Source organism: Pseudomonas sp. S2_E02 (assembly GCF_054668355.1).
Genome location: NZ_CP162761.1, coordinates 4436315 through 4450401, shown reverse-complemented (window position 1 = coordinate 4450401; position 14087 = coordinate 4436315). Strand labels below are relative to the sequence as shown.

The following is a 14087-nucleotide window of genomic DNA, read 5'->3' as shown; positions in this document are numbered from 1 at the left end:
CCTCAAGGCTTGAGCCACTTACCCTGGCTCAGGCCTTCGCAGTACGGTTGCAGATACGCCGCATCCGTGGCCACGCCGTAATAGTGGATATCCTGGCGATAGGGCAGATTGGCGACTTGTGCGTTGCTGCATACGCCAAATGCACCGCTCGGGCACTGGTCGACGTACTGCACTTTGACTTTCTGCCCGGCCAGCGTCGGCTGGCAGAAACCGTCGTTGAACAGTTTCTCCGGGATATTGCGGTTCTGCTGACAGACTTTGACGTCGAGCCGCTCGCCCTGACTGTGCACCACGCAGGCCTGGGCCCATGCTTCACTCGACAGCAGCGCCAACAGCAACGACCATCCCCTCCAACGCATCTTTGAATCTCCCAAGAAAGCTCCCGGCCATGTTGCAGAACATTCCTACCCATGTCATTGCTGGCCCTTTGGGCGCCGGCAAAACCAGCCTGATTCGCCAACTCATGGCCCAGCGTCCAGAAGGCGAACGTTGGGCGGTATTGATCAACGAGTTCGGCCAGATCGGCCTCGACGCCGCCCTGTTGACGAGTGACGCCGAGGGTATCGCACTGGGCGAAGTGGCCGGCGGCTGCCTGTGTTGCGTCAACGGCGCGCCGTTTCAGATTGGCCTGGGGCGGTTGTTGCGCAAGGCGAAGCCGGATCGGTTGTTTATCGAACCGTCCGGGTTGGGGCATCCGGCGCAGCTGATTAGCCAGTTGAATGAGGCGCCGTGGCGAGGTGTGCTGGCGGTGCAGCCGTGTGTGCTGGTGCTGGATGCTCAAGCGCTGCAGGCAGGGAAAGCCTTGCCGGTAGCGCAACAAGAAGCCTTAAAAGCCGCTGGCCTGCTGTTGTTGAACAAGGCTGAAAACCTTGATGACAGGGCCAGAGAAAAAATCGCCAGTCAGTTGCCGGCAGTGCCGTTGGTCTGGACTCAAGAGGCGCAACTAAGCCTGGGCGAACTGCCGGGCCTAGCCGCAAAAGCGGTCAACGGTGTGGATAATTTGGCCGTACCCAAGGGATTAGGACAAATGCCGGCCGTCTGGACTGATCCGACGCTGCCGATTTGCCTGAGTCAGGCGCAGGAGGGAGGCTGGAGTATTGGTTGGCGTTGGCATCCGGGACAGACGTTCGACAAGCGGCACATTGCTGACTGGCTAGCCAGCCTCAATTGGCAGCGGGCGAAACTGGTTATCCACAGCTCGGAGGGTTGGGTGTCGGCTAATGCTCTGAATAATGCCGAACTGATCTGGCAAGCCAGCGAATGGCGAAAAGATTCGCGACTCGAGCTGATCTTCGCTGAGGCACAGAGTGTTGAAGTGTTGCAGCGGGAGCTATTGGGGTGTCGGGAGGGTTAGATCAAAAGATCGCAGCCTTCGGCAGCTCCTACATGGGATTTTTGTGCACCCTTTAGAAGCTGCCGAAGGCTGCGATTTTTACGGTTTCCACTTCGTATGTTCTTGCCGCCACTGGCTCAACTCGATCACTTCCGCCCGCGGCTTGTGCACTTCCACTACTGGCGGCGTGTCGTCGAACGGTGCCGGGTAGGGCGCCAGTTCGATCTGCGCACTGTGCGCGCCAAACTGGGTGATGGTGCCGTTATGCCGGGTTTCGCCGGTCACGGTGAATTCAAAGTTGTACACCCGCGCCAGTCGTCGGCGACCGTTGGCGTCCTTGATGAAACCGATCCTCTTCAGGGCAACGTTGCCGTCGAGCAACTCGACCCGTAAGTTCAGGCAATGCTGTTTGACCCGCTCCAGCGCGCGCTCGCGCAAGCCGTGGTTGTGCCATAACCACGCGCCGGCAGCGGCGAACAGTATCAGCACGAAGATGTTTTCCAGGGTCAGCATCAACATCGAACTCCAAAAGATAGCGTCAGCTTAACTGCGTCGCTGGTCTGTCGTACAGGCTGCGTTTCGTCGCATACTGCGCGGCTTGAATTTCAATCGTTTTACGGAATGACCCGAATGAAACGTACGCCTCATCTGCTCGCCATTCAGTCCCATGTGGTGTTCGGCCACGCCGGCAACAGCGCCGCGGTTTTTCCGATGCAGCGGGTCGGGGTTAATGTCTGGCCGCTCAACACCGTGCAGTTTTCCAACCACACCCAGTACGGTCAGTGGGCTGGTGAAGTGCTGGCACCGCAACAGATTCCCGAGCTGGTCGAAGGGATTGCTGCGATTGGCGAGCTGGGCAATTGCGATGCGGTGCTGTCCGGTTACCTCGGCAGCGCGGCGCAGGGCCGGGCGATTCTCAGCGGCGTCGAGCGCATCAAATCGGTCAATCCGAAGGCGCTGTATCTGTGCGATCCGGTGATGGGCCATCCGGAGAAGGGCTGCAGCGTGCCGACCGAGGTCAGCGATTTCCTGCTGGAAGAGGCGGCGGCCGTAGCGGACATCATGTGTCCAAACCAGTTGGAGCTGGACAGCTTCTCCGGGCGCAAGCCGCAGTCGCTGTTCGATTGTCTGGCAATGGCGCGGGCCTTGCTGGCGCGCGGGCCGAAAGCAGTACTGGTCAAGCATCTGGATTATCCGGGCAAACCGGCCGATGGCTTTGAAATGTTACTGGTGACGGTTGAAGGCAGCTGGCATCTGCGCCGTCCGTTGCTGGCGTTCCCGCGTCAGCCGGTGGGTGTGGGCGATCTGACGTCCGGCTTGTTTCTGGCGCGGGTGCTGCTGGGTGATAGTCTGGTGGCGGCGTTCGAATTCACTGCGGCGGCGGTGCATGAGGTGCTGCTGGAAACTCAAGCCTGCGCCAGCTATGAGCTGCAGCTGGTGCGGGCGCAGGATCGCATTGCGCATCCGCGGGTGAAGTTCGAGGCGACGGCGATCAGTTTGTAAGACCGCGCTGCCCCCATTCGCGAGCAAGCTCGCTCCCACATTTGGTTTTGTGTACGCCACAGGTCCAGTGTGGGAGCGAGCTTGCTCGCGAAGGCTATAGCTCAGACAGCATCAGTTCAAAGACTGATCAGGCGTCGCCCTTGATCTCCTGATAGCGCTTTTCCAGCTCCTGACGAATCTGCCGACGCTGCTGCGCCTGCATGTAACGACGTTTGTCTTCACTGTTCTGCGGTTGCAGCGGCGGCACGGCGGCCGGCTTACGCTGGTCATCCACCGCGACCATGGTGAAGAAGCAGCTGTTGGTGTGGCGCACCGAGCGCTCGCGGATGTTCTCGGTAACGACTTTGATACCGACTTCCATTGAGGTGTTGCCGGTGTAGTTGACCGACGCGAGGAAGGTCACCAGTTCGCCGACATGGATCGGCTCGCGAAAAATCACCTGATCCACCGACAGCGTCACCACGTAGCGACCGGCATAACGGCTCGCGCAGGCGTAGGCCACTTCGTCGAGGTATTTGAGCAGGGTGCCACCGTGGACATTGCCAGAGAAGTTGGCCATGTCGGGGGTCATCAGTACCGTCATCGACAGCTGGGCGTTTCCGGGTTCCATAACGTTCTCACGGATCAAGGCTGATTGCTGGAAGCACCTCTGCGGGTGCCTGGTCGCTTTTCAAAAGCACCGTTATCGGGACGCCGGGCGACTGGCCGCCGTCACGCCGGAATCGATCTGTTTCCATATATTGCACCGCCTTCCAGCCGCAAGTCGCGGTGTTAACCTGCAAAAGACCCTTACAAAGGCAATTCCCACACGAAAAGCGGACTTTTACTACGCTCGCCCAGACCTTTCTGACGTCTGCTGGCGGGCCTCGTCATTCAAGGAGCCCACACCATGCATGCCATCAGCTTTATTCAGGATCTGGCAGTGATCATGTTGGTCGCAGGTGTGGTGACCGTGTTGTTTCATCGCTTCAAACAGCCGGTGGTGCTCGGCTATATCGTCGCCGGCTTCATCATCGGCCCGCACACCCCGCCGTTCGGCCTGATCCACGACGAAGACACCATCAAGACCCTCGCCGAGCTGGGGGTGATTTTCCTGATGTTCTGCCTCGGCCTGGAGTTCAGCCTGCGCAAGCTGTTCAAGGTCGGCGCCACGGCGTTTATTGCGGCGTTCCTCGAGATTGTCCTGATGATCTGGATCGGCTATGAAATCGGCCGCTGGTTCGACTGGAACACCATGGACTCGCTGTTCCTCGGCGCGATTCTTGCGATCTCCTCGACCACCATCATCGTCAAGGCCCTCAATGATCTGAAGATGAAAAACGAGCGCTTTGCGCAGTTGATCTTCGGCGTGCTGATCGTCGAAGACATCCTCGGCATCGGCATCATCGCACTGCTTTCAAGCATCGCCGTCAGCGGCACGGTCAGTTCCGGAGAAGTGTTTTCCACGGTTGGCAAACTGTCGCTGTTCATGATCGTCGCGCTGGTCATCGGCATTCTGCTGGTGCCGCGATTGCTGGCCTATGTGGCCAAATTCGAAAGCAACGAGATGCTGCTGATCACCGTGCTCGGCCTGTGTTTCGGCTTCTGTCTGCTGGTAGTCAAACTCGAATACAGCATGGTACTTGGCGCGTTCCTGATCGGCGCGATCATGGCCGAGTCGCGACAACTGCTAAAAATCGAGCGTCTGATCGAGCCGGTTCGCGACCTGTTCAGCGCGATCTTCTTTGTCGCTATCGGGCTGATGCTCGATCCGATGATTCTGCTCGAATACGCGTGGCCGATTGCGGTGATCACCGTAGCCGTTGTACTCGGCAAGATGTTGTCCTGCGGTCTCGGAGCGTTTATCGCCGGCAATGACGGACGTACCTCACTGCGCGTGGGGATGGGGCTGTCACAGATTGGTGAATTTTCCTTCATCATCGCCGCTCTCGGGATGACGTTGCAGGTGACCAGTAACTTCCTCTACCCGGTCGCCGTGGCGGTGTCGGTGATTACCACTTTGCTGACGCCGTATCTGATCCGCGCGGCTGATCCGCTGTCGATCAAGTTGTCCGCGGCTGTGCCCAAGCCTCTCGGCCGCGTGCTGGGCATGTATGGCGAATGGCTGCGCAGCATTCAGCCGCAAGGCGAGGGTGCGATGCTGGCGTCAATCATTCGCAAGATCTTGCTGCAAGTCGGCGTCAACCTGGCGCTGGTGATTGCGATCTTCTTCGCCGGCGCGTATTTCGCTGAACGCATCTCGCTGTGGCTGCAAGACTGGATCAGCGATCCGAGCTGGCAGAAGGCGTTGATCTGGGGCGGGGCATTGTTGGTGTCGTTGCCGTTCCTGATCGCCGCTTATCGCAAGCTCAAGGCGTTGTCGATGCTGCTGGCGGAGATGGGTGTGAAGCCCGAGATGGCCGGGCGTCACACACAGCGAGTGCGCCGGGTGATCTCCGAAGTGATCCCGATTCTCTCGCTGCTGGTGATTTTCCTGCTGCTGGCAGCCTTGTCGGCCAGTATCTTGCCGACCAACAAGTTGCTGGTACTGATCGCTGTGGTGGCGGCGGCCGTGGCGGCGCTGCTCTGGCGCTGGTTCATCCGCGTGCACACGCGGATGCAAGTGGCGCTGCTGGAAACCCTCGACAACCATAAGGAGTCGTCGGGGCATTGATCATACGGGGCGGCTGGCCGATCAGCTTTCCAGCCAGACGTCCCGCGCCCAGTGCCATACCGATTCCCAGGTTTCCTCGGCAATCAACTCTTCTTCGGCCTGCCACAACACCACCGTGCCATCCTCTTCGACACAGTAGTAGTCATCGCCGTCCTGACAGATTGGAATCAGGCTGCGATCAACACCGGCATCCCAGGCATTGGCGGCAACATCCGGCAAGTAGGTGTGGGATTGTGGATCGGTAACGGTCACCGGCTCGAGGCTGCCGTACACCACATCGCTGACGGTCAGCAAAAACTCTCTGAAGACAAACGGAATGTCGATGAACAGCTGTTCTTCGATTTCGACCAGCAGATCTTCGTCAGGCAACTCCAATGGAACCGGCACGGGTTCGTTGGCTTCACGCAGTTGTTCGATGATTTCTTCCACGTCCGGGATCCTCTTGCTTGAATGGCGCGGTTTATATGGGCCGGTTTATACAGTAGCTCGCTATAGATGCAACCGCGAAATAGAAAACCCCAGCCGAGGCTGGGGTTTTTTATTACGGCAAGTGACGCCTGGAAGGGATCAGCCGTTCTGGCGGATACCGGCAACCAGCCAAGGCTGGTTCTCGCCCTGCGGACGTTCCATGTTCCAGCTTTCGCTGAACACTTCGCCCTGGTCGAAACGCGAGGTCTTCGACACACCGCTGAAGGTCAGGGTGGCGATGGTCTTGTCGGCGCGGTCATCCACACCATCCAGTTGAACCTGGAGGTTGTCGATGTAGGTCGACTGGAACGCATCGCCCAGATCCGCACGCTCACGCTTGAGGAACTCGAGCATTTGCGGGGTCACGAACTCGGCGATCTTGTCCATCTCGTTGGCGTCCCAGTGCTGCTGCAGCGCCTGGAAGTGGCTGCGGGCAGCTTCAAGGAAGTTATGCTCATTGAACCAGGCTGGCGCGTTGATCACAGGACGAGCGGCGGCGGGTGCGGCCGAACCACCGAAGATCGAACCCATGGCGGCAGGCTTCTGCTCGAACACTTCACGCTGCATCGGCGCGCCGGCCGGAGCGAACTGCTCCTGCTGCTTGCGTCGACGCGCGGCGATGAAGCGGAAGATCACGAACGCGATCACGGCCATGATCAGGATGTCGAAGATCTGCATGCCCTGGAAGCCGCCGCCCATGAACATGGACGCGAGCAGGCCACCGGCGGCGATACCGGCCAGAGGGCCGAGCCATTTCGAAGCACCGCCGGCCTTGGCGGCAGCGCCTGCGGCACCGGCAGCACCTGCGGTCGCCGCAGCGCCGCCGACACCTGGAGAAGAAGGAGCCATCTGGCTGGTCTGGTGCGTCGGCGCAGCGCCGGCGCTTTTGCCACCACCAAAGCGCTTGGCGTTGGCGTCGAGGCTCATCGTCAGGCCGATGCACAACGCCATGGCGATGCTAAGAAAACGTTTCATAAAGGGAATTCCCGTTTGTGGAGACACGCGCGCCATGTTGCACAGCTGAAGTGTTACTGGCTAGTGAGAGAGTGTTTCGGGCTTTTGCCTGACAGGTTACGTTCAGCTCGGTCGGGACAATAAGGCCATGTACTTTTGGTTGTAGGAAATCGGGACGGGTTCAGTGAGAAAGCTCGTTTAGCGACGAAAAGCGAGCATCACCACACCTGCGGTGATCAGGCCGATGCCGCCCCATTGGCGCAGGTCGAGTTTCTCGCCCAGCAGGATCACGCCGAGCACTGCCACCAGCACCACGCTGAGTTTGTCCACTGGCGCGACCAGCGAGGCCGGACCGACTTTGAGCGCGCGGAAATAGCACAGCCACGACGCACCGGTTCCCAGGCCAGACAGCAGCAGGAACAGATAACTCTTCGCAGAGATCGATCCCAAAGATTGATATTGGCCCGTCGCGTACAAAATCAAGGCCAGGCTGACGAGTACCACGATGGTGCGCAGCAGGGTGGCGAAGTCGGAATTGACGTTTTCGATGCCGACTTTGGCGAAGATCGCCGTCAATGCGGCGAAAGTCGCCGAGAGCAGGGCCCAGAATGTCCAAGAAGAAAAGAAGCCTGAGCCCATGGAAATGTCCTTTGATCAACCTGCCGACCCAGATCCTGTGGGAGCGAGCTTGCTCGCGAATGCCGCACCACGGTTTATCAGATCAACCGCGGTGATTTCATTCGCGAGCAGGCTCGCTCCCACAGAAAAGCGAAATCGGCGTCAGATCGCTTCCAGCTTGGCGTAACCGAGCATCAGCCATTTGCTGCCTTCGCTGAAATTCACCTGCACCCGTGCCTGGGCGCCGGCGCCTTCGAAGTTGAGGATCACGCCGTCACCAAAGATCGAATGGCGTACCGCCTGACCGAGGCTGAAACCCGTTTCCGGAATCTCGCTGCCGCTGAACAGATTGCTGCCGCTCATCGACTGATTGCCGCCGAACGGTCGGCTGACGCTGTTCGACAAGCGCACTTCCTGAATCAGGCCTTTCGGTACTTCGCGCACAAAGCGCGAAACCTTGTTGTAGGTCTCGCTGCCGTACAGGCGTCGGGTTTCAGCATAGGTCATCACCAGATTCTGCATTGCCCGGGTAATGCCCACGTAAGCCAGACGCCGCTCTTCTTCGAGACGCCCCGGTTCTTCCAGGCTCATCTTGTGCGGGAACAGGCCTTCTTCCATGCCCACGAGGAACACGTAAGGGAATTCCAGGCCTTTGGCGCTGTGCAGGGTCATCAACTGAATGCTGTCTTCGTGTTCGTCAGCCTGAGTGTCCCCGGCTTCCAGCGAAGCATGGCCGAGGAACGCCGCCAGCGGCGTCAGTTCTTCATCCTCTTCGGTGTTCTCGAAGTTGCGCGCGGCGCTGACCAGTTCCTCAAGGTTTTCTACCCGGGCCTGGCCTTTCTCGCCTTTTTCCGCTTCGTGATAGGCGATCAGCCCGGATTGCTCGATGACGGTTTGCGTCATCAGGTGCAGCGGCATTTCCATGCACTTGGCGGCGAGGTTTTCGATCAGCTCGATAAACGCACCCAGCGCACCGGCTGCTCGACCGGTCAGGCCTTTGTTGGCGACCAGTTGGCGCATCGCTTCCCACATCGACACATCGCTGTGGCGTGCGTGATCGCGGATGGCTTCGACGGTTTTTTCGCCAATGCCTCGGGCCGGCACGTTGATCACCCGTTCCAGCGCCGCATCGTTGCCGCGACCTTCGAGCAAACGCAGGTAAGCCATGGCGTTCTTGATTTCGGCACGTTCGAAGAAGCGCTGGCCACCATAAATGCGGTAGGGAATGCGCTCACGCAGCAAGGCTTCTTCGAGAACGCGCGATTGTGCGTTGGAGCGGTACAGAATCGCGATATCGCTGCGGGCCAAGCCGGTTTTCAGCGCGCTTTCGATGGTTTCGACAACGTAGCGTGCCTCGTCGTGTTCATTGAACGCAGCGTACAGATTGATCGCTTCGCCGTCGCCGCCGTCGGTCCACAGCTCTTTGCCCAGACGCCCGGTATTGTTGGCGATCAAGGCGTTGGCGGCCTTGAGGATGCCGGCGGTGGAGCGGTAGTTCTGCTCCAGACGAATGGTCACCGAATCCGCGAAGTCGGAAGAATACTGATGAATGTTCTCGATTTTCGCGCCGCGCCAGCCGTAGATCGACTGGTCGTCGTCGCCGACCACCATCAGGCTGTCGCCGCCTTTGCCAAGCAGGCGCAACCAGGCGTACTGCACGGCGTTGGTATCCTGGAACTCGTCCACCAGAATGTGCCGAAAGCGCTTTTGATAATGCGCCAACAGGCCCGGGTGATCGCGCCACAGGTCGAGGGCACGCAGCAGCAGTTCGGAGAAATCGATGACGCCGGCACGCTGACACGCCGCCTCATAGGCCTCATAGATGCCGCGCATGGTCGCCAGGTACAAATCGCCGCTGGCCTGAATGTGTTGCGGACGCAGGCCTTCGTCTTTCTGGCCATTGATGAACCACTGCGCCTGACGCGCCGGCCAGCGTTGCTCGTCGAGGCCGAGTTCGCGGATCACCCGTTTGACCAGTCGTTGCTGGTCATCGCTGTCGAGAATCTGGAAAGTCTGGCTCAGGCCTGCTTCCTGCCAGTGCGCCCGCAGCAAGCGGTGCGCCAGGCCGTGGAAGGTGCCGACCCACATGCCGGCCGGGTTGATCCCCAGCAACTGCTCGATGCGGTGACGCATCTCGGCAGCGGCCTTGTTGGTGAAGGTCACCGACAGAATGGAGTGGGGCGAGGCGTTTTCGACCTGGATCAACCAGGCGATACGGTGCACCAGCACTCGGGTTTTACCGGAGCCAGCACCGGCCAGGACCAACTGACGGCCAACGGGGGCTGCTACGGCCTGGCGTTGGGCATCGTTGAGGGAGTTCAGCAGAAGGGAGAGATCATCGCGCATCGGGGCATTCTAGGGTGCGCCGCAGGCCCGGGCAAACCGAGCTTTGCATTAGCCGATGAAACTCCCGTCGATGACGACCGGTCGGTCACTGGCTACAGGCATCGGCCCGCCGCGCTCCAAGGGTTTGGCCGGTGGCAAAGGACGGAAAAGTTTCGCTGAAATTATGATGTGGAGCAGTTTGGCAACGGGATCGGCTTGTGTATGCTCCGTCCACGTTTCGGGCGCACGCCCTCCTTATAAGAACAAGAACGTTGCCCATGACCCTCAGCTCCGAACTGTCGGGCCCCTCCGTGGATCCCCGGGTTATCCGCAAGCACTATGCCGTCGAGATGGCGGTCGAGCGCACGCGTCTGCTGTATCAGGGCTCGTTGTTGCCCACGTTGTTCATGTTGATCAATGGTCTGGTCTGCGCCGCTTTGCTCTGGAGCCCGCAGCGCTATTTCGTGGTCAGCGTCTGGCTGGTGTGGTTGCTGTCGCTGGTGGCGTTGCGGGTGATTCAGGTGGCGGCGTTCGATTCGGCGATCCCTGATCGTCAGGCGCAACCGATCTGGCGGCGGATGTTTCTGCTCGGCTCGACCATGACCGGTCTGACCCTGGCCGGTGCCGGCATCGCCCTGGTGCCCGCCGACAACTTCATACAACAGGCCTGGGTGTTCGGCCTGATCGGCGCCGCAACCCTCTCGGCCAGCGTCGCCTACGCGGTGAGCCTGCCAGCGTTTCTGTCATTTACCTTGCCCTGCCTGTTGCCGGCGATCGGTTATCTGTTCTGGGGCGGTGACGAGCAGGCGCGCGGTTGGGGCTGGCTCGGTCTGATCCTGCTCGGCTCGCTGAGCGTGGTCGCGTGGCAAGTCAATCGGCTGATTGATCGGGGCTTGCTGCGGCGCTTCCAGAATCAGCGCTTGATCGAACACCTGCAACAGACGCAGGCGCGCAGCGAACAGCTCAATCAGGAACTGGCCAAAGAAATCGATCAGCGCCGCTGCGCCGAGGGCAAGTTGCGTGAAGCGCAGGTCGAACTCGAAGACCGCGTGGCCCAGCGCAGCCTTGAACTGGACGCGGCCACTCAGGCCCTGAGCAAAAGCGAAGCGCGGCTGGCGCTGGCGCTGAAGGCCAGTGAGCTGGGGCTGTGGGACTGGAACCTGCAAACCGATGAGGTCCACCACACGCAGATTCAGGAACTGTTCGGCCTCGCTCCGGAATACGTCACGGCACTTTTGCGCGACCTCAAGCCACGTCTGCATCCAGACGATGTGCCGACGCTGAAGTACGCATTGATCGAGCACTTGAAGGGGCGCACCGAGGACTATCAGATCGAATACCGCGTACGTCACGGCGATGGCCATTGGGTGTGGATCGAAGACCGAGGCCGCGCCGTAGAGCGCAGCGACAGCGGCCGGGTGATCCGCATGGTCGGCACCCGCCGCGACATCAGCGCCAGCAAAAGCCTCGAAGAGCAGCAGCGCCTGGCGGCGACCGTATTCGAAGCGGCCAGTGAAGGCATCGTGATTCTCGACCCGAACTATGCGCTGATCGCGATCAATCAGGCGTTCAGCCGGGTTACCGGTTACGACATCGAGGACATGCTCGGGCGCAACGTCGTCGAGCTGCCGTGCAGCCGCGACGCCCGCCGTCATTACGTGGCGATACGTCATGCCTTGGAGCAGCACGGCAGTTGGCAGGGCGAACTGGTGGAGACGCGCAAGAATGGCGAGCTGTATCCGCAGTGGCTGCAACTGAATGCAGTGCGTGATGGTCGGGGAAATGTCAGCCATATCGTCGGCTTCTTCGCCGATCTGTCAGCACGCCGCGAATCCGAAGAGCGCATGCGCTATCTGACCCATTACGACGAGCTCACCGGGTTGGCCAACCGCTCGCTGTTCCGCGAGCGTTTGCATGAAGCGCATCAGCGCTCGCGTCAGGGCCGGCGCAGCCTGGCGTTGCTGCACATCAATCTGGATCGCTTCAAATTGCTCAACGACAGTCTCGGCCATGAGATTGCCGATCAGTTACTGCAGAAAATGGCGCGCCGGCTGGTCAACGCCTTGCCGGAAGCGGACACCATCGCCCGCTTGTCCGGTGACGAGTTCGCCGTACTGTTCGATGCCTACGGCAATCTCTCAAGTCTGGCCCGGGTCGCCACGCGCCTGTCGAGCAAGTTGCGCCTGCCACTGACGGTCGAAGGGCATGAGCTGGTGGTCAGCGCCTCGATGGGCATCAGCATGCTGCCGGACAACGCTCGGGAAATCTCCGCACTGGTCAGCCAGTCGAACATGGCCATGCAACATGCCAAGCATCTGGGCGGGAACAACTTCCAGTTCTACACCGACAGCCTGCAGGCCAGCACCCTTGAGCGCTTGCAGCTGGAAAACCATCTGCGCAAGGCCATCGAAGACAAGCAGCTGAAAGTGTTCTATCAACCGAAGCTGTGCCTGCAAACCGGGCGTTTGAATGCGGCAGAGGCACTGGTGCGCTGGGATCATCCAACCATGGGCCAGGTGCCGCCGGGGGACTTCATCGGGCTGGCCGAGGAAACCGGTCTGATCGGGCCGATCGGCGAATTCGTCCTGCGTCAGGCGTGCTGGCAGGCCTGCGAATGGCAGCGTCAGGGGCTGGAGCCGATTCGTGTTTCGGTCAACCTGTCGGTGCATCAACTGCGTCAGGGCAAACTGGTCAGTCTGGTGCGGCAGGTACTGGAGGAAACTGGCCTGGCGCCGCACTACCTCGAACTGGAACTGACCGAGAGCCAGTTGCTCGATAGCGTCGAACACATCATCGCAACGTTCCAGCAACTGCGTGATCTGGGGGTGAAACTGGCCATAGATGATTTCGGCACCGGGTATTCGTCGCTGAGTTACCTCAAGCGCATTCCGGTGGATTACGTGAAGATCGATCAGGCATTCATTCGCGGTTTGGGGGAGGGCAGTGAAGATGCGGCGATCACTCGCGCGATCATTGCCATGGCCCATGGGCTGTCACTGAAAGTGGTCGCCGAAGGTGTCGAGCGCCAGGAGCAGCTGGAATTTTTACGCGCCGAGCGTTGCGATGAAGTGCAGGGTTACCTGATCAGCCGGCCGGTGGAGGCGAGCGGTCTGGCCGGGCTTTTGCGCGAACAGGAAAAACCGTTTTAAGGGCTACATGCATCCCATCGCGCCTGATATGGGGACATGGAGTTACGCATTGAGCAGGCAAAAAGCCAATTCATGTAGTATAACTACAAGCGTGCTACATCCTTGCCCATAAGAAGAGTCCAGCCCCTTGAATCTGCTGCAACACATCGCCCAGTCACGTCACCTGTTACGCAAGTCGGAGCTCAAGGTCGCCGACCACGTGCTGCTTGACCCTGCGGCGGTGATGCACAGTTCCATGGCCGACCTGGCCCACAGCGTTGGCATCAGCGAGCCGACCATCGTGCGCTTCTGTCGCGCCATTGGTTGCTCCGGTTTTCAGGATCTCAAACTGAAGTTAGCGCAAAGCCTCGCGGCCGGTGCCAGCTTCGGCCAGTTCGCGATCCATGAAGACGACTCGGTCGCCGACTACAGCCTGAAGATCTTCGACACCACGTTGCACACCTTGATGGAGGTTCGCGAGAAGCTCGATCCGGTTGAGTTGCAGCGTGCGGTGACACTGATGTCGCAGGCGCAGCGGGTCGAGTTCTATGGCTTCGGCGCCTCGGGTGCAGTGGCGGCGGATGCGCAGCACAAGTTCTTCCGTTTGCTGCTGACTGCAGCGGCGTATTCCGATCCGCACATGCAGGCGATGTCGGCGGTGACGTTGAAACCGACCGATGTGGCGATCTGTATTTCGCAGTCCGGGCGTTCCAAGGATCTGCTGATTACCGCCAATCTGGTGCGTGAGAGCGGCGCTTCGCTGATTACTCTGTGCCCTAGCCAGACGCCGTTGGCCGAATTGTCGACCGTCAATCTGGCAATCGATGTGCACGAAGACACCGAAATCTATACGCCGCTGACTTCGCGTATTGCTCACCTGGTAGTGATTGACGTGCTGGCGATGGGCGTGGCGATGGCGCGTGGGCCGAGTCTGGTCAATCACCTGAAGAGCGTGAAGCGCAGTCTGCGCAGCTTGCGCTTGTCGCCGAAAGCCGTGAAAGCGCTGGATGACTGAAGTTATCTAAGGTCGTTCCGACCTTAATCGCGAGCAGGCTCGCTCCCACAGGGGATTTCCTGTGAACACAGATTCTGTGTCATACCGAGA

Annotated in this window: 12 protein-coding genes; 5 read left to right on the top strand and 7 right to left on the bottom strand. The window is 59.8% G+C overall.

Annotation, left to right across the window (positions count from 1 at the left end; genetic code table 11):
• Positions 1–2: 2 nt before the first annotated feature.
• On the bottom strand, positions 3–359 hold the full coding sequence (locus AB4O01_RS20060) for an NADH:ubiquinone oxidoreductase (RefSeq protein ID WP_093429595.1): 357 nt from the start codon (positions 357–359) through the stop codon (positions 3–5).
• 29 nt (positions 360–388) lie between these two features.
• Between AB4O01_RS20060 and AB4O01_RS20055 the strand changes: the two genes are divergently transcribed.
• Positions 389–1354, top strand: a complete 966-nt coding sequence (locus AB4O01_RS20055; RefSeq protein ID WP_099757561.1) for a CobW family GTP-binding protein — start codon at positions 389–391, stop codon at positions 1352–1354.
• A 78-nt stretch (positions 1355–1432) separates the two neighbouring features.
• Here AB4O01_RS20055 and AB4O01_RS20050 read toward each other — a convergent pair whose 3' ends face one another.
• The gene (locus AB4O01_RS20050) at positions 1433–1846 is read right to left on the bottom strand and encodes a DUF3301 domain-containing protein (RefSeq protein WP_460092296.1); all 414 of its coding nucleotides are present in this window, start codon (positions 1844–1846) and stop codon (positions 1433–1435) included.
• A gap of 117 nt (positions 1847–1963) precedes the next feature.
• Here AB4O01_RS20050 and pdxY point away from each other — a divergent pair, with 117 nt between their 5' ends.
• On the top strand, positions 1964–2836 hold the full coding sequence (pdxY, locus tag AB4O01_RS20045; protein ID WP_099757560.1) for a pyridoxal kinase PdxY: 873 nt from the start codon (positions 1964–1966) through the stop codon (positions 2834–2836).
• A 127-nt stretch (positions 2837–2963) separates the two neighbouring features.
• Here the strand turns inward: pdxY and AB4O01_RS20040 are convergent, their stop codons facing one another.
• Entirely contained in the window at positions 2964–3446 is a 483-nt protein-coding gene (locus AB4O01_RS20040) for an acyl-CoA thioesterase (protein WP_003229693.1), read from the bottom strand.
• A gap of 279 nt (positions 3447–3725) precedes the next feature.
• Here AB4O01_RS20040 and AB4O01_RS20035 point away from each other — a divergent pair, with 279 nt between their 5' ends.
• Entirely contained in the window at positions 3726–5489 is a 1764-nt protein-coding gene (locus tag AB4O01_RS20035; protein WP_093429598.1) for a cation:proton antiporter, read from the top strand.
• Between the two features lie 21 nt (positions 5490–5510).
• Here AB4O01_RS20035 and AB4O01_RS20030 read toward each other — a convergent pair whose 3' ends face one another.
• The 4 genes from AB4O01_RS20030 to uvrD all read right to left on the bottom strand — a co-directional run bounded on the left by AB4O01_RS20030 (position 5511) and on the right by uvrD (position 9875).
• A complete protein-coding gene (locus AB4O01_RS20030; RefSeq protein ID WP_003187120.1) occupies positions 5511–5918 on the bottom strand; it encodes an SMI1/KNR4 family protein in 408 nt (135 codons plus the stop codon).
• Positions 5919–6056: 138 nt separating this feature from the next.
• Positions 6057–6932: a Tim44 domain-containing protein gene (locus tag AB4O01_RS20025; RefSeq protein WP_093429599.1), complete on the bottom strand. Its 876-nt coding sequence runs from the start codon at positions 6930–6932 to the stop codon at positions 6057–6059.
• 177 nt (positions 6933–7109) lie between these two features.
• Complete coding sequence (locus tag AB4O01_RS20020) at positions 7110–7550, bottom strand: EamA family transporter (RefSeq protein WP_016984014.1); 441 nt, start codon at positions 7548–7550, stop codon at positions 7110–7112.
• Positions 7551–7691: 141 nt separating this feature from the next.
• Positions 7692–9875: a DNA helicase II gene (uvrD, locus tag AB4O01_RS20015; RefSeq protein ID WP_007912069.1), complete on the bottom strand. Its 2184-nt coding sequence runs from the start codon at positions 9873–9875 to the stop codon at positions 7692–7694.
• Between the two features lie 257 nt (positions 9876–10132).
• Between uvrD and AB4O01_RS20010 the strand changes: the two genes are divergently transcribed.
• Both AB4O01_RS20010 and hexR read left to right on the top strand, forming a co-directional pair.
• Positions 10133–13003 carry a GGDEF domain-containing phosphodiesterase gene (locus tag AB4O01_RS20010; RefSeq protein ID WP_194935732.1) on the top strand — a complete coding sequence of 957 codons (2871 nt, stop codon included), beginning with the start codon at positions 10133–10135 and terminating at the stop codon, positions 13001–13003.
• Between the two features lie 127 nt (positions 13004–13130).
• Positions 13131–13997: a transcriptional regulator HexR gene (gene hexR, locus AB4O01_RS20005; protein WP_007962240.1), complete on the top strand. Its 867-nt coding sequence runs from the start codon at positions 13131–13133 to the stop codon at positions 13995–13997.
• Positions 13998–14087 lie beyond the last annotated feature (90 nt).